This is a genomic window from Streptomyces sp. CB02400 (genome assembly GCF_001905725.1).
Taxonomy (GTDB): domain Bacteria; phylum Actinomycetota; class Actinomycetes; order Streptomycetales; family Streptomycetaceae; genus Streptomyces; species Streptomyces atrovirens.
Window position 1 is genome coordinate 76806 of the sequence record NZ_LIWB01000010.1, and the last position, 14491, is coordinate 91296.

The window sequence follows — 14491 nt, forward strand, 5'->3', positions numbered from 1 at the left end:
GGCCGCCGTCACGTCCGACGCGCTCCGGGCGGGCGGCCGGCGTCGACCCGTCGCGGTGTCACGCCTCCCGTACGCCCTGGCTCTCGGGTCCGCCGGTGTCCGGCAGCAGGGCGAACTCCGCCAGCGCGTGGTCGAGCCACTGGGTCCAGAAGGTCTCCAGGTCGATGCCGGCCCGCAGCACCAGATGGCGCAGCCGGTCCTCCGGTCCGTCCTTGCCGGGCGGGAAGTCGCGCTGCTCGATCTCCCGGTACTCCGCCAACTGGCGTTCGTGCAGCTCCCGGTGGCGCCGCAGGTCGGCCGCCAGGCCCGCGGTGCCGACCACGGCCGCCGCCCTCAGCCGCAGCAGCATCGCGTCGCGGTGCGGCTTGGGATCCTGGGACGCGGAGGTCCAGCGGGCCAGTTCCGCGCGCCCCGCCGGCAGGACCTCGTACGCCTTCTTCTGCCCCCGGGCCGGCTGCTCGGAGGGGAGGGCCCGGATCAGGCCCTCGGCCTCCAGTTTCCCCAGCTCGCGATAGATCTGTTGGTGCGTCGCGGACCAGAAGTAGCCGATCGACCGGTCGAACCGGCGGGTCAGCTCCAGCCCCGACGACGGCTTCTCGAGCAGGGCGGTGAGGATCGCGTGCGGGAGTGACATGGGCTCATCCTAGGGACGGGCCGCGCCCGGCCTACAGCGCCGCCGCCAGCTCGGTGCCCTGCTTGATGGCGCGCTTGGCGTCCAGTTCGGCGGCCACGTCGGCGCCGCCGATCAGGTGGACGGCGCGTCCGGCGGCGACCAGTTCCTCGTACAGGTCGCGGCGCGGCTCCTGGCCGGTGCACAGGACGACGGTGTCGACCTCCAGGACGGTGCTCTCGCCGTCGACGGTGACGTGCAGTCCGGCGTCGTCGATCCGGTCGTAGCGCACGCCCGGGACCATGGTGACGCCGCGGTGCTTGAGTTCGGTGCGGTGGATCCAGCCGGTGGTCTTGCCGAGACCGGCGCCGACCTTGGACGTCTTGCGCTGCAGCAGGTGGACGGTGCGCGGCGGGGCGGGGCGCTCGGGTGCGGCGAGGCCGCCGGGGGCGCGGTAGTCGAGGTCGACGCCCCACTGACGGAAGTACGTCTCGGGGTTCTCGTGCGCCTTGTCGCCGCCGTCGGTGAGGAACTCGGCGACGTCGAAGCCGATGCCGCCCGCGCCGAGGATCGCGACCCGGTCGCCGACGGGGGCGCCGTCGCGCAGGACGTCGAGGTAGCCGAGGACGCTTCTGTGGTCGGCGCCGGGGATGTCGGGGACGCGCGGGGTGACGCCGGTGGCGACGACGACCTCGTCGTGGCCGGCCACGACGTCGGCGGTGACGCGCGTGTCGAGGCGTACGTCGACGGCCAGTTCGGCGAGGCGGGTGCGGAAGTAGCGCAGGGTCTCGTCGAACTCCTGCTTGCCGGGGACCTTGCGGGCCACGTTGAGCTGGCCGCCGATCTCGCTCGCGGCGTCGAACAGGGTGACGTGGTGGCCGCGTTCGGCGGCGCTCACCGCGCAGGCCAGGCCGGCCGGTCCCGCGCCGACGACGGCGACGCGCTTGCGGCGGCGGGTCGGGGAGAGGACCAGCTCGGTCTCGTGACAGGCGCGCGGGTTGACCAGACAGGAGGTGATCTGCCCGCTGAAGGTGTGGTCCAGGCAGGCCTGGTTGCAGCCGATGCAGGTGTTGATCGCCTCGGGCCGGCCGTCCGCGGCCTTGGCGACGAAGTCGGGGTCGGCGAGCATCGGGCGGGCCATCGACACCATGTCCGCGCAGCCCTCGGCGAGCAACTGCTCAGCGAGTTCGGGGGTGTTGATGCGGTTGGTGGTGACCAGCGGGACCGACACCTCGCCCATCAGGCGCTTGGTCACCCAGGTGTACGCGCCGCGCGGCACGGAGGTGGCGATGGTGGGGATGCGGGCCTCGTGCCAGCCGATGCCGGTGTTGATGATCGTGGCGCCGGCCTCCTCGACCGCCTTGGCCAGGGTGACCACCTCGTCCAGGGTGGAGCCGCCGGGCACCAGGTCGAGCATGGAGAGCCGGTAGATGACGATGAAGTCCTCGCCGACCGCCTCGCGCACCCGGCGGACGACCTCGACGGGGAAGCGCATGCGGTTCTCGTACGAGCCGCCCCAGCGGTCGGTGCGGTGGTTGGTCTGTGTAGCGATGAACTCGTTGATCAGGTAGCCCTCGGAGCCCATGATCTCGACGCCGTCGTAGCCGGCCCGCCGGGCGAGGCGGGCGGCGCGGGCGTAGTCGTCGACGGTGCGCTCGACCTCGGCGTCGGTCAGCTCGCGGGGCGGGAAGGGGCTGATCGGCGCCTGCACGGGGCTGGGGGCGACCAGGTCCCGGTGGTAGGCGTACCGGCCGAAGTGCAGGATCTGCATCGCGATGCGCCCGCCCTCGCGGTGCACGGCGTCGGTGACGGTCCGGTGCTGCTGCGCCTCGGCCTCGGTGGTGAGCTTCGCGCCGCCCTCGTAGGGCCGTCCCTCGTCGTTGGGGGCGATGCCGCCGGTGACGATGAGGCCGACCCCGCCGCGGGCGCGGGCGGCGTAGAACTCGGCCATGCGGGAGAAGCCGCCCTCGGCCTCCTCCAGGCCCACGTGCATGGAGCCCATGAGGACCCGGTTGGGCAGGGTGGTGAAGCCCAGGTCGAGGGGGGTCAGCAGGTGGGGGTAACGGCTCATCGGGCCCTCCGTGCGCGGTGTCGTGCCTGTAGTTGTAAGGCACGCGCACCGCTTTATGCAACTAGTTGCATAAGAGACGGAGGGCACACGGGGCCGGGAGCGTCACCGGCTTTCGAGACGTACGTGCAGCTCCTCCTCCTGGTCACCGGGGACCGTGCTCAGGTCGTGCACCGTGAACAGGGAGCCCAGGGTCGTACGGAACCGGTCGATCGCCCAGTAGCCGCCGTGCACGTCGGCGTCGACCGACGAGGCCAGCCTGGCCTCGGGCCGAGCGCCCTCGCGGGCGTCGGCGACGTCGAAGGTGCCGAGCCAGACCGTCGGGCGGGTCTCGGAGAACTCCTCCGGTACGTCGTCGGAGCACCGGTCGGACGTGAAGCACGCGCACAGCGTGTCGAACACGATCCGGGCGTCGTCCTTGCTGCATCCGCTGATCTCGACCGAGACGGACTCCGGGTGCGGTCGCTCGCTGCCCATCGTGATCGCTCCTCTCGTGGCCCACGCGTCCCCCGCCCCCTCACTCAGCAAAGCACCACCCGGCGAAGAGCACTACCCGCGCGCCGCTGCCGCGGTGACGGCTTCGCGGGCGCCCGCCCCGATGGTGGGAGAAGCTGGAACCGGACGGCAGGAGCGGCGGAAAATCAGCCCCGCGCGCGGTAGAACAAGGGGTGTCGGCACGGTGACGACGTGCCGTGGGAATCGGTGAAGGCGGGGCGTGCGATGAGTGCAGCGGGGTCACCCCCGGCCGACGGCGACGGGCCGGTGCGCGGGCCGGTGCGTCCCAGCGGGCTGCTCGATGTGCTGCGGGTGGCCTCGGTGGTCCTGGACGCCGAGGGGCGGATCGTGCTGTGGAGCCCCCAGGCCGAGGAGCTGTTCGGGTACGGCGCGCGGGAGGCGCTGGGCCAGTACGCCGCCCGGATCATGGTGCACGAGCAGCACCTGGACCTCGTGGTGAAACTCTTCGCCGACGTCATGCGCACCGGACGGAGCTGGGCCGGGGCCTTCCCGATCCGCCGCAAGGACGGCGACACCCGGTTGGTGGAGTTCCGCAACATGCGGCTGCTGGACGCCCGGGGGAACGTGTACGCCCTCGGTCTGGCGGTGGACCAGTCGACCGTGCGCCGACTGGAACAGGACGTGGCCCTGTCGACCCGGATCGTCGCCCAGTCCCCCATCGGACTGGCCGTGCTGGACACCGGTCTGCGCTACGTCTCGGTGAATCCGGCGCTGGAGCAGATCAACGGCATCCCGGCCGAGGGGCATCTGGGCCGCACGGTCCGCGAGGTGCTGCCGCTGGTGGACGCCGAGGCGCTCGAGGCCGCCGCGCGCCGGGTCCTGGACACCGGCCGGCCGGTCGTCGACCGGCCCACGACCGGCCGCACCCCGGCCGATCCGGACGAGGACCACGCCTGGTCGGTCTCGCTGTACCGCCTGGAGAACGCGCTCGGCACGGTGCTGGGCGTGGCCGTGTCGGTGGTGGACGTCACCGAGCAGTACAGGGCGAACGCCGAGGCCGAGACCGCGCGACGGCGGCTCGCCGTGATCGCCGACGCCACCGCGCGGATCGGCACCACCCTGGACCTGGAGCGTACGGCCGGTGAGCTGGCCGACGTGGCCGTGCCGGAGCTGGCCGACGCGGCGGCGGTGGATCTGCTGGACGCGGTGGTACGGGGCCGTCGCAGCACCCTCGGCCCCGCCGAGCCGGCGGTGATCCGGGCGCTGGCGGTGCGCGGGGTGGACGCGGCGTCCGAGGTGCTGACGGCGGCCGACCCGCCGGGCCGGGTGACCCGGTACGCGCCGGACCGGCTGATCACCGAGTGCGTGCGCACCGGGCTGCCGGTGATGGTGCCGCGGACCAAGGACGAGGACCTGGCGCGGATCGCCCGCTCCCCGGAGGCGGCCGCGCTGCTGGCACGGGCGGGGGTCCACTCGTATCTGGCCGTGCCGCTGATCGCGCGCGGGGAGGTGCTGGGCGCCCTCGACCTCACCCGCATGCGCAACCCCCTCCCGTTCGACGAGGACGATCTGCTGCTCGCGCGGGAGCTGGCCTCCCGCGCGGCCGTGCAGATCGACAACGCCCGCTGGTACCAGAACGCCCGCGACACCGCCCTCACCCTGCAGCGCAGCCTGCTGCCGAGCCATCCGCCCGTGACGGGCGGCCTCGAGGTCGCCTCCCGCTACCAGCCGGCGGGCGCCACCAGCGAGGTCGGCGGCGACTGGTTCGACGTGATCCCGCTGGAGGACGACAAGACGGCCCTCGTCGTGGGGGACGTGATGGGCAGCGGCATCCCCGCGGCGGCCACCATGGGGCGGCTGCGCACGGCCACCCACACCCTCGCCTCCCTCGACCTCGATCCGGCCGTCCTCCTGGAGCACCTGGACCGGATCACCAGCGGCCTGGACCAGGCGATCGCCACCTGTGTCTACGTGGTCCACGATCCCCGCGAGCGGCGGTGCACGATCGCCAACGCCGGGCATCTGCCGCCGGCCCGGGTGCGGGCCGGCCACGCCCCCGAACTGCTCGACCTGCCCACCGGCGTGCCGCTGGGGGTGGGCGGGGTCCCCTTCTCCACGACCACCGTGGAGCTGGAACCGGGCGACCGGCTGGTGCTCTACACCGACGGCCTCGTCGAGACGCGCCGGCATCCGCTGGACGAACGCCTGGACCGGCTGCTGGCCCTGCTGGACCACCCCGGCCACTCCCTGGAGGAGGTCTGCGACCTCCTCCTGCGCACCCTGCACGAACCCGACAACTTCGACGACGTGGCCCTCCTCATCGCCCGCGCGACGACACCGGGCTCCTGAACGGTCCTACGGCTTCACACCGATCACGACATGGGCGTACCACTCGTCGGAGACGGCCAGGCGGGTCCGTAGGCCGGCGGTGGTGAAGGCGTCGACGGCGGCGGGGGCCTGGCGGCTGCTGGTCTCCACCAGGAGGCAGCCGCCCGGCGCGAGCCAGCCGGGCGCCCCGGCGGCGACCCTGCGCAGCACGTCGAGGCCGTCCGCGCCGCCGTCAAGCGCGACCAGCGGCTCGTGGTCGCGGGCCTCCGGGGGCAGCAGGCCGATCTCGTCACTGGGCACGTACGGCACGTTGGCCGCGAGGATGCCGACGCGGCCCCGCAGCTCGCCGGGGAGCGCCGCGAACAGGTCGCCGGTGTGGACCTGCCCGCCGAGTCCGGCGACGTTGCGGCGGGCGCAGCGCACGGCGACCGGGTCGATGTCGGCGGCGTGCAGCTCGACCGCGCCGAGTCCGGCGGCCAGGGCCGCGCCGACGGCGCCGGAGCCGCAGCACAGGTCCACGACGACGGACGCGTCCGGCGCCTGGGCGAGTGCCTGTCCGACGAGGAACTCGGTGCGGCGGCGGGGCACGAAGACACCGGGTTCCACGGTGATGCGCCGGCCGTGGAACTCGGCCCAGCCGACGACGAGTTCGAGGGGCAGTCCGGCTGCCCGGCGCTCGACCATCGGGGCGATGTCCTGGGGGGTGGGCGCGGCGGCGAGGATCAACTCGGCCTCGTCCTCGGCGAAGACGCAGCCGGCGGCGCGGAGCGCGGCCACGACGGCGTCCCGGGACGGAGACGGCGGGACGGCGGAGGGAGAGGATGACGGAGACGGCATGTGCGGCAAGAGCCTTGAGCCTTTCGGGAGCCGAAGGGCGCTCTCGCGGTCACCTACTGCCGGTGGTCCGCGTCGCTTCGAGGTGAGAGCACCCGACCTGACACAGCGGTAATGGGTCTCACCTCCTCGGCGTCCCCCGGCTGGGGCGGTCCGCAGCCGGACGGCCACACTACCCGACGATCACCGCTGTCGTACGGCGTGTTCGGGATCCGGGAGCGCGGGGGCGGTGTGCGCGGGTGGAGGCGGCCGGGGCCGTGGAGACCGGCCGTCGCGAGAAGACGGCCCTCGTCCGCCGTGCCCGCGCGTCGGCCGGGTGTACGCGCTGAGGGCGTTGAGGATGCGGCGCCCGTCTCGGCGCCCGCGCGTCGGCCGCGCGTACGCGCCCCGAGCCGTCGCCGGTGTCGTACACGCCGCTCGGGCAGCCGGAGACGAGCGGCTGCCGCCGGGCCACCGACCCGGCAGCCCCCTACGCGCCGGGCGAGGCCGGCGGTGAGCCGCCGGATGACCGCGCCGGAGCGGTCCGGCCCGGCCGGGCGGCGCCCGGACCCGGAGGGCCGCCCGGCCGCGGGCGGCGCGGCCGGCGGAGGACGGCCGGCGCATCCCGGCCCGGGTGACCGGGAGCCGCCGCGCGTTCCCCGGAAAGCGCCGCGCGGCCCCCGAGGAGCGCCGCGCGGACCGGCCCACGGGGCCGTGACCGGCCTGGCACCGCATCGGTCGCGGACACCGCGTACGGTTGAACACGAAAAACACTTGAGCACCAGTCGCAACGGAATCGCCGATCACGTGAACATCACCCGAGGCTTCACCGGCCGCCCTCGCGTGCACAATCCCGGACTGCCGCCGGGTCAGTACGACGCGGGCGACGAATGGCCCGTCCTGTCCGCCGAGGTCACGCCCGACCTGGCGCCCGCCGACTGGACCTTCCGGATCGACGGGCTGGTGGCGGAGCCCCGCACCTGGGACTGGGAGCAGGCGCACGCGCTGCCGGCCTCGGCGTACGAGGGGGCCATCCACTGTGTGACGAGCTGGTCGAAGTTCGGGGTGCGGTTCGGCGGCGTCTCGCTGGACGCGTTTCTCCATATGGTCCGGCCCCATGGGTCGGCGACACATGTGGTCGCGTATGCGCACACCGGCTACACCACCAGCCTGCCGCTCGCGGATGTGACCGGCGGCCGGGCCTGGATCGCCTGGGAGTACGACGGCCGGCCGCTGCCCGCCGAGCACGGCGGCCCGGCGCGGCTGATCGTGCCGCACCTGTACTTCTGGAAGAGCGCCAAGTGGATCGCGGGGCTGCGGCTCCTCGACCACGACGAGCCGGGCTTCTGGGAGGGCAACGGCTACCACGCGCGCGGCAATCCCTGGGAGGAGCAGCGGTACTCCGGTGACTGAGCGGACGACACCGATGACACCCGTGACACCGACATCGCCGGCCGCGCCGGAGCGCTTCGCCCCGCCGACGCGGTTCGCGGTGCCCGGGCGGATCGGCGTGAACGAGCTGACCGCGTCCGTGTGGCGGACGGCGACCCTGACGGAGATCCGCCGCGAGACCCCGCGGGCGACGACCTTCCGGTTCGCCGTGCCCGGCTGGCCGGGGCATGTGCCCGGTCAGCACCTGCTGCTGCGGCTGACCGCCGAGGACGGCTACGTGGCCCAGCGCCACTACTCGATCGCGTCGGCGCCGGACGACTCCGGGCACCTCGAGCTGACCCTGGACCGGGTCGAGGGCGGCGAGGTCTCGGGCTGGTTCCACACGGTGGCCCGCCCCGGTGACCGGGTCGAGGTGCGCGGCCCGCTCAGCGGCTTCTTCGCCTGGCCGGGCGACCGGCCCGCGCTGCTGGTGGGCGCCGGCTCCGGAGTGGTCCCGCTGATGTCGATGGTGCGGTACCACCGGTCCCGGGACATGAGACTGCCGCTGCGCCTGGTGGTGTCGGCCCGCAGCCCCGAGGAGCTGATCTACGCGCGGGAGTTCGGCGCGGAGACGACCCGGGTGTTCACGCGCAGCGCCCCGGATGGTGTGCCCGTGGGACGTATGGCGGCCGCACATGTGGCGCCGTTCCTGGCCAAGCAGCCTCCCAGCGGGTGGGAGGCCTATGTGTGCGGCTCCAACTCCTTTGCCGAGCACGCCTCCAGGCTGCTCGTTGCGGCCGGCCAGCCCGTGGAGCGGATCCGTATCGAGCGCTTCGGCTGACCGGGACGTCCCCGTCGGGGCGCCCGCCGTTTCGCGCGGCCCCGGCCGGGCACCCGGCCGGGGCTGTTCCGTGGGTGCCGCGCGCCGCGGAGGGAGCCGCCGGGGGCCGCCGTCGCGTACGGCCGTCCATGCCCCGGCCTCGGTGACGGCAGGGAGGTCCGAGATGCGAACGCGGGTGCTGTGCCGGCGCCGGCGCAGTCCGCTGTGCCGCCGCTCGGACGTCGTCGAGGAGTGGACGGTGCTGGCCGTCGCCGTGCTGCTGTGTGTGGTGGCACCACTGGTGGGGGCGGTCACCGCCTGGTGGGCACACGGTGAGGCACGGGCGACCGCCGAAGAGCAGCGCGCCGACCGCCACCGCGTGCGCGCCGAGGTCGTGGAGCGGTCCACACAGGTGCGGTCCTCCGCCCAGACGGGCGGACGACATGTGTTCCGCGCGGACGTGCGCTGGACGGAGCCGGGTGAGGGGCCGCGCACCGCCGTCGCCCGCGTCCCGGCGAACGCGCGCCCCGGCGACGTGGTGCACGTGTGGTTCGACTCCCAGGGGCGCGATGTGCCGCCGCCGGTCGACGACGCCTCGGTGTGGCAGTACGGCATCGGCATGGGGGCCGGCGCCGCGGGAGGCACCGCGGCCGTGGTGCTGCTCGCGCACCGGGCGGTGCGCGGGGCGACGATGCGCCGCAGGCTGGCGGAGTGGGAACGGGACTGGGCCCGCACCGGACCGGAGTGGACGCACCGCGGCGTCTGAGCGGACGATCACCTTCCGCCACCCCCGAAAGCAATCGCTTTCCATGCCCGCCACCTGGGACTTTCCCCAAAGCCTCTGGCGATGGCGCCGGTGATCCACGTACGGTGTCATCGCTTCGCACTGTCTCTTCACGAAGGCGGTCCCTGATGGCCCTGTTCGACCTCCCCCTCGACGAACTGCGCGAGTACCGCAGCGCGTCCACCGCGCCCGAGGATTTCGACGCGTTCTGGTCCAAGACGCTCGACGAGGCGCGCGAGCACGATCTGGACGCCCGTTTCGAGCCGGTCGACACGGGACTGTCGACGGTGCGCGTCTTCGACGTGACGTTCGCCGGGTTCGGCGGTCACCCCGTCAAGGGCTGGCTGGTGCTGCCCGCCGACGCCGACGCCCCGCTGCCGCTGGTGGTGGAGTTCATCGGCTACGGCGGTGGCCGCGGGCTGCCGCACGAGCACCTGCTGTGGGCGTCCACGGGCCGGGCCCACTTCGTGATGGACACCCGGGGCCAGGGCAGCGCCTGGGGCGCCGGCGGCGGTACGGCGGACCCGGTGGGCGGCGCTCCGGCGTACCCCGGTTTCATGACGCGCGGCATCGACGCCCCCGAGAACTACTACTACCGCCGGGTGTTCACGGACGCCGTACGGGCGGTGGAGGCGGCGCGGTCGCACCCGCTGACCGACGCGGGCCGCACGGTCGCCGTGGGCGGCAGCCAGGGCGGGGGCATCACCATCGCGGTGGGCGGACTGGTCCCGGACCTGGCCGGCATCGCGCCGGACGTGCCGTTCCTCTGCGACTTCCCGCGCGCGACGACGCTCACCGACCGGCAGCCGTACCGGGAGATCGGCTCCTACCTCAAGACGCACCGCGGCCGCTTCGAGGACGTCCTGCGCACGCTGTCCTACTTCGACGGCGTGCACTTCGCCGCCCGCGGCAGCGCGCCCGCCCTGTTCTCGGCGGCCCTGGAGGACCAGACCTGCCCGCCCTCGACGGTGTTCGGGGCCTTCAACGCCTGGGCGCACGACGACAAGGCGATCGAGGTGTACGACTTCAACGACCACGAGGGCGGCGGCGCGTTCCAGGAGGCGGCCAAGCTGCGCTGGATGCGCTCGTACATCTGAGGGACCGTACGGTTCCGGCCGAACTGCCGGACCACTCTTCCCTGGTGGTGTAGACCAATGGTAGATGTGGTGGCGCAACGAGCCCGAGCGGCTACGGAACGTCATCAACAGGAGGCGCGGCATGGCCCGCACCACCCCGCACGACCACTCTCCCACCGAAGGTGAGCCCCTCTATCGGAGGATCGCCACGGAGTTGCTCGGCGAACTGCGGGACGGAACGATTCCGCCCGGCGAACGCCTCCCCGGCGAGCGGCAGTTGGCCGAACACTTCGAGGTCAGCAGGGAGACCGTACGGCAGGCGCTGCAGGTGCTGCGCCGTGACGGACTGGTCGCCACCGACCGGCGGGGCAGCCATGCCACGCTGCCCGGCCTGCCGGTGGAGACGCCGGCGTCGTCCGGTTTCCCGCTCGGCGCGTGGTGCGCCGAGCGGGGCGCGATGACCAGGGCCACCGTGACCTGGGAGGCCCCGCCACCCGGGCACGCCGAGGCCCTGGGAGTGGCCCCGGCCCGGCCGACGCTGGTGCACCGCTACTGGTCGGCGTCGGCCGACGGGCGGGAGTTGCGGGCGGCGGTGACATCGTTTTCCGCCGTGGCGCTCGCGGAGGTCGAGGAGCTGGGCCGCTACCGCGACCGGGCCGGCGGCACCGGTGCGGCGGAGCTGCGGCGGGCCTACGACTGGATGCGCCGGGCGGGCCTGACCCTGCATCACCGCGACACGATCACGCCGGTCGCGGGGACGCCGTCGGTCCGGGTCACCCGGCGGGTGCACGACCAGTACGCCCGCCCGCTGGAGATCACCGAACTCGTCATGGACGCCCAGGAGGACGCCCTGGTCTACGAGTTCACGGTCCCGGCGGCGGTCTGACCGGGTCCGGGGCGTCCGGCGACGATCAGCCGGACCTGCGGGCCGCCGTTCCGGCGCCGTCCGAACTCGGGCAGGGCCCACGACTCCACCCGGAACCCGGCCCGGGTGAGCTCGCGCCGCACGGCACCGAAACGGAAGGCGCGGTAGTACATGACGAACGGCGGGCGCCACACGGCGTTGCGCACCCGCATCACGGCGTCGAACCCCAGCAGCATCCCGTACGTGAGCGAGCCCGGCCGGGGCGGCGCGACCACGGGGAAGACGAAGCGTCCGCCCGGCCGGAGCACCGAGTGGACCTGGGCGAACAGCCCCGGCAGTTCACGCGGCAGGAAGTGGCCGAACGCGCCGAAGCTGACCACGAGGTCGAAGACCGGGCCGAACGGCAGCGCCCGCGCGTCCGCCCGCACCCAGCCGGCCGGCGGCCCCGGCGGCCGGACGCGCTCCCGCGCGACGGTCAGCATGCCGGCGCTGAAGTCCACGCCGGTGACGCTCCCCCGGCACACCTGCCGCAGTACGTCGACGCCCGCACCGGTGCCGCAGCACAGATCGAGCCCGGCGTCGAAGGGCCCGGCCCGCCGCAGTGCCTCCGTGGTGGCGTCGAGCACCGAGTCGGGCGTGCGGAAGGGGGTGTGGTCGAACTTCGGCGCGAGGAGGTCGTAGCCGCGTTCCACGGACGACAGCGCCTGGACGGCGAGTTCGCGCAGCCGGGGGCCTTCGGGGCTGAACATCCGGTCAGCCTAGGGGAGCACGGCCGCGCACCACGGTCAGCACCCGCTCGCACCAGCGCAGATTCTCCTCCTCGAAGGCGATTCCGCCCAGCAGGGTGAGGTACGGTCCGACCCGTTCGGCCTCGCTCAGGTACTGCTCCTCGGAGCGGCCGTCCAGCAGGCGTTCGCGCACGCGCGCGTAGCGGGCGAGTTTGCCGCGCGCCCACGCCATCCGCTCCTCGAGCAGCGCGGCCGTGGCCCCGGGGTCCGTGCCGTCCATGGCCTGGATCTTGATCAGGAGTTCGTCGCGGATGGCGGTGGGCCGCCGGGGCGGCTCGGCGGCGAAGGCGCGCAGGTCGTCGCGGCCGGACTCGGTGAGGGTGAACATCCGCTTGTCCGGACGCCGTTCCTGCCGTACCACCCGGGCCTCGACGAGCCCGTCCCCCGCCAGCCGCTCGAGTTCCCGGTAGAGCTGCTGGGGTGTGCAGGCCCAGAAGTTGGCGAACGAGACGTCGAAGATCTTGGACAGCTCGTAGCCCGAGGCCTCGCCCTCCAGGAGGGCGGCCAGGACGGCGTACTTGAGGGACATGTGGACACGTTAGCAGCGAGTGATTATTGTCATCCGCACCTATTCAACAAGTTGATTATAGGAGTCGTGATGCGAGCATTCCGGGAGGCGGTGGAGGCCCACGACCTCGACGCCGTCGTGGCGCTGCTGGCGGAGGACGTCGTCTTCACCAGCCCGGTCGTGTTCAAGCCGTACACCGGCAGAGCGGTCACCGGGGCGATCCTGCGCGCGGTCGCGGAGGTCTTCGAGGACTTCCGGTACGTGCGCGGGATCGGCGACGCGGGCGGCCGTGACCACGCGCTCGTGTTCACCGCGCGGGTGGGTGACCGCCGGATCGACGGCTGCGACTTCCTCCACCTCGACGAGGACGGACGCATCGACGAGCTGACCGTGATGGTGCGTCCGCTGTCGGGTGCGCAGGCGCTCGCGGCGGCCATGGGGGCGCGGTTCGAGCGGATCGCCCGCGAGGCGGGAGAGAGCCCCGCCTGAACCCGCGCGGGAGCGAGACTCCGACACGGGCCCGCCGGTCGTCACCGGCGGGCCCGTCGTCCGTACGGACCGCGCTTTTTCGTACCCACCACCGCACCGGGTGGTACAGTGCAAGCAGCACTCGTGTTACGCCCCCTCCCATTCGGGCGTCGGTGCCAGTTCTTCCTCCCACATCACTTCGGTTCGCCGCTTCCGCCCGTCGTGTCCGACCGGCGTACGGCTTTCCCGCACCACCTCGTCGGCAGGGTCTCTTCCCGCCGTGACCGGGGTGCTGTTCTCCGCCGCCCGGAGGCGCGTGTCCGCCCTCCCCGCGCGGTTTCTCTCCTTCCCACCGCACGTCCCTGTCCGTCGTCCGCGAAAGGACCGACCCGCATGACCACCACCACACTCGATCACCCTCCCGTACGGCAGCGGCCCCAGCTCGTCACCGGTGTCCTGGACATCGACGCGGCCGGGAAGGGGCGTCTGCGCGCCGAGAACTGCCTGCCCTCCCCCTCCGACCCGTCCGTCTCCCCCGCGCTGCTGCGCCGCCACGGCCTGCGCAAGGGCGACCTCGTGGAGGGCGTGCGCGGCGACCGGCACGCCCTGACCGAGGTCACCCGCGTCGAAGGCCGCACGCCCGACGCACCGCACGGCCGGCGGCACTTCCGTGACCTGACGCCGCTTCACCCGCACCGGCGGCTGCGCCTGGAGCATCCGGCGTCCGGCCTCGCCGGGCGGGTCGTCGATCTGCTCGCGCCGGTCGGCAAGGGGCAGCGCGGGCTGCTCGTGGCGCCGCCCAAGACCGGCAAGACCGTCCTCCTCCAGCAACTGGCGGCAGCCGTCGCCGGCAACCACCCCGAGTGCCGGCTGATGGTGGTGCTGCTCGACGAACGCCCCGAGGAGGTCACCGACATGCGGCGCTCGGTGCGCGGCGAGGTGTACGCCTCGACCTTCGACCGGCCCGCCAAGGAGCACATCGCGCTCGCCGAGCTGGTCGTCGAGCGGGCCAGGCGGCTGGTCGAGGCGGGCGAGGACGTCGTCGTGCTCCTCGACTCGCTGACCCGGCTGTGCCGGGCGTACAACAACGCGGCCGCGTCCGGTGGCCGCACCCTCAGCGGCGGTGTCGACGCCTCCGCGCCGCTCGGGCCCAAGCGGTTCTTCGGCGCCGCCCGTCAGGCCGAGGAGGGCGGCTCGCTCACGATTCTCGCCTCCGCCCTGGTGGAGACCGGCTCCCGGGCCGACGAGTTCTATTTCGAGGAGCTCAAGAGCACCGGCAACATGGAGTTCCGGCTGAGCCGCGAGGCCGCCGCGCGGCGGCTCTTCCCCGCCGTCGACATCACGGGATCGGGCACCCGCCGCGAGGAACTGCTGCTCACTCCGGCCGAGTTGACCGCCGTACGGGGACTGCGGCGCGTGCTGCGGTCGCGGGACGGGCTGGCCGATCTGGAGACCCTGCTGGGCCGGATGCGTGAGACCCCCGACAACGCGGCGTTCCTGCGGCGCGTCCAGCCGACCCTGCCGGGCGGCTGAGGC

14 protein-coding genes are annotated in these 14491 nt (G+C 73.5%); 8 read left to right on the forward strand and 6 right to left on the reverse strand.

Translation table 11 applies throughout. The features are described from left to right. Positions 1-58: 58 nt before the first annotated feature. From AMK33_RS23540 to AMK33_RS23550, 3 genes are all read right to left on the reverse strand, one after another. Positions 59-634, reverse strand: a complete 576-nt coding sequence (locus tag AMK33_RS23540) for a PadR family transcriptional regulator (RefSeq protein WP_073934923.1) — start codon at positions 632-634, stop codon at positions 59-61. Between the two features lie 31 nt (positions 635-665). Then, on the reverse strand, positions 666-2681 hold the full coding sequence (locus tag AMK33_RS23545) for an NADPH-dependent 2,4-dienoyl-CoA reductase (protein ID WP_073934924.1): 2016 nt from the start codon (positions 2679-2681) through the stop codon (positions 666-668). Between the two features lie 102 nt (positions 2682-2783). Continuing rightward, positions 2784-3155: a hypothetical protein gene (locus tag AMK33_RS23550; protein WP_073934925.1), complete on the reverse strand. Its 372-nt coding sequence runs from the start codon at positions 3153-3155 to the stop codon at positions 2784-2786. A 243-nt stretch (positions 3156-3398) separates the two neighbouring features. Between AMK33_RS23550 and AMK33_RS23555 the strand changes: the two genes are divergently transcribed. After that, the gene (locus AMK33_RS23555) at positions 3399-5483 is read left to right on the forward strand and encodes a SpoIIE family protein phosphatase (RefSeq protein WP_073934926.1); all 2085 of its coding nucleotides are present in this window, start codon (positions 3399-3401) and stop codon (positions 5481-5483) included. A gap of 6 nt (positions 5484-5489) precedes the next feature. On the opposite strand, the gene AMK33_RS23560 is transcribed toward AMK33_RS23555, so the two are convergent. Next, entirely contained in the window at positions 5490-6299 is an 810-nt protein-coding gene (locus AMK33_RS23560; RefSeq protein ID WP_073934927.1) for a putative protein N(5)-glutamine methyltransferase, read from the reverse strand. Positions 6300-7082: 783 nt separating this feature from the next. Between AMK33_RS23560 and AMK33_RS23565 the strand changes: the two genes are divergently transcribed. From AMK33_RS23565 to AMK33_RS23585, 5 genes are all read left to right on the forward strand, one after another. Continuing rightward, on the forward strand, positions 7083-7688 hold the full coding sequence (locus tag AMK33_RS23565; RefSeq protein ID WP_073934928.1) for a sulfite oxidase-like oxidoreductase: 606 nt from the start codon (positions 7083-7085) through the stop codon (positions 7686-7688). Between the two features lie 13 nt (positions 7689-7701). Continuing rightward, positions 7702-8487, forward strand: coding sequence for a ferredoxin reductase (locus AMK33_RS23570; RefSeq protein ID WP_073934929.1), 786 nt, complete (start codon positions 7702-7704; stop codon positions 8485-8487). A gap of 163 nt (positions 8488-8650) precedes the next feature. Next, the gene (locus AMK33_RS23575) at positions 8651-9232 is read left to right on the forward strand and encodes an Rv1733c family protein (RefSeq protein WP_073934930.1); all 582 of its coding nucleotides are present in this window, start codon (positions 8651-8653) and stop codon (positions 9230-9232) included. A 146-nt stretch (positions 9233-9378) separates the two neighbouring features. Beyond that, complete coding sequence (locus tag AMK33_RS23580) at positions 9379-10347, forward strand: acetylxylan esterase (protein ID WP_073934931.1); 969 nt, start codon at positions 9379-9381, stop codon at positions 10345-10347. A gap of 121 nt (positions 10348-10468) precedes the next feature. Continuing rightward, on the forward strand, positions 10469-11212 hold the full coding sequence (locus tag AMK33_RS23585; RefSeq protein WP_073934932.1) for a GntR family transcriptional regulator: 744 nt from the start codon (positions 10469-10471) through the stop codon (positions 11210-11212). Here the strand turns inward: AMK33_RS23585 and AMK33_RS23590 are convergent. Then, complete coding sequence (locus tag AMK33_RS23590) at positions 11182-11940, reverse strand: class I SAM-dependent methyltransferase (RefSeq protein ID WP_073934933.1); 759 nt, start codon at positions 11938-11940, stop codon at positions 11182-11184. The genes AMK33_RS23585 and AMK33_RS23590 overlap by 31 nt on opposite strands. Before the next feature lie 4 nt (positions 11941-11944). Then, positions 11945-12508, reverse strand: a complete 564-nt coding sequence (locus tag AMK33_RS23595; RefSeq protein ID WP_073934934.1) for a PadR family transcriptional regulator — start codon at positions 12506-12508, stop codon at positions 11945-11947. 69 nt (positions 12509-12577) lie between these two features. On the opposite strand from AMK33_RS23595, the gene AMK33_RS23600 reads away from it, so the two are divergent. Together AMK33_RS23600 and rho are read left to right on the forward strand one after the other, a co-directional pair. Next, a complete protein-coding gene (locus AMK33_RS23600; RefSeq protein ID WP_073934935.1) occupies positions 12578-12976 on the forward strand; it encodes a nuclear transport factor 2 family protein in 399 nt (132 codons plus the stop codon). A gap of 372 nt (positions 12977-13348) precedes the next feature. Then, positions 13349-14488: a transcription termination factor Rho gene (rho, locus tag AMK33_RS23605; protein ID WP_073934936.1), complete on the forward strand. Its 1140-nt coding sequence runs from the start codon at positions 13349-13351 to the stop codon at positions 14486-14488. Positions 14489-14491: the final 3 nt, after the last annotated feature.

Coding starts and splice junctions, on each gene's coding strand:
- AMK33_RS23585 (WP_073934932.1), top strand. CDS start 10,469: ATGGCCCGCACCACCCCGCACGACCACTCTCCCACCGAAGGTGAGCCC.
- rho (WP_073934936.1), top strand. CDS start 13,349: ATGACCACCACCACACTCGATCACCCTCCCGTACGGCAGCGGCCCCAG.
- AMK33_RS23545 (WP_073934924.1), bottom strand. CDS start 2,681: ATGAGCCGTTACCCCCACCTGCTGACCCCCCTCGACCTGGGCTTCACC.
- AMK33_RS23590 (WP_073934933.1), bottom strand. CDS start 11,940: ATGTTCAGCCCCGAAGGCCCCCGGCTGCGCGAACTCGCCGTCCAGGCG.
- AMK33_RS23540 (WP_073934923.1), bottom strand. CDS start 634: ATGTCACTCCCGCACGCGATCCTCACCGCCCTGCTCGAGAAGCCGTCG.
- AMK33_RS23555 (WP_073934926.1), top strand. CDS start 3,399: ATGAGTGCAGCGGGGTCACCCCCGGCCGACGGCGACGGGCCGGTGCGC.
- AMK33_RS23560 (WP_073934927.1), bottom strand. CDS start 6,299: ATGCCGTCTCCGTCATCCTCTCCCTCCGCCGTCCCGCCGTCTCCGTCC.
- AMK33_RS23600 (WP_073934935.1), top strand. CDS start 12,578: ATGCGAGCATTCCGGGAGGCGGTGGAGGCCCACGACCTCGACGCCGTC.
- AMK33_RS23550 (WP_073934925.1), bottom strand. CDS start 3,155: ATGGGCAGCGAGCGACCGCACCCGGAGTCCGTCTCGGTCGAGATCAGC.
- AMK33_RS23570 (WP_073934929.1), top strand. CDS start 7,702: ATGACACCCGTGACACCGACATCGCCGGCCGCGCCGGAGCGCTTCGCC.
- AMK33_RS23580 (WP_073934931.1), top strand. CDS start 9,379: ATGGCCCTGTTCGACCTCCCCCTCGACGAACTGCGCGAGTACCGCAGC.
- AMK33_RS23575 (WP_073934930.1), top strand. CDS start 8,651: ATGCGAACGCGGGTGCTGTGCCGGCGCCGGCGCAGTCCGCTGTGCCGC.
- AMK33_RS23595 (WP_073934934.1), bottom strand. CDS start 12,508: ATGTCCCTCAAGTACGCCGTCCTGGCCGCCCTCCTGGAGGGCGAGGCC.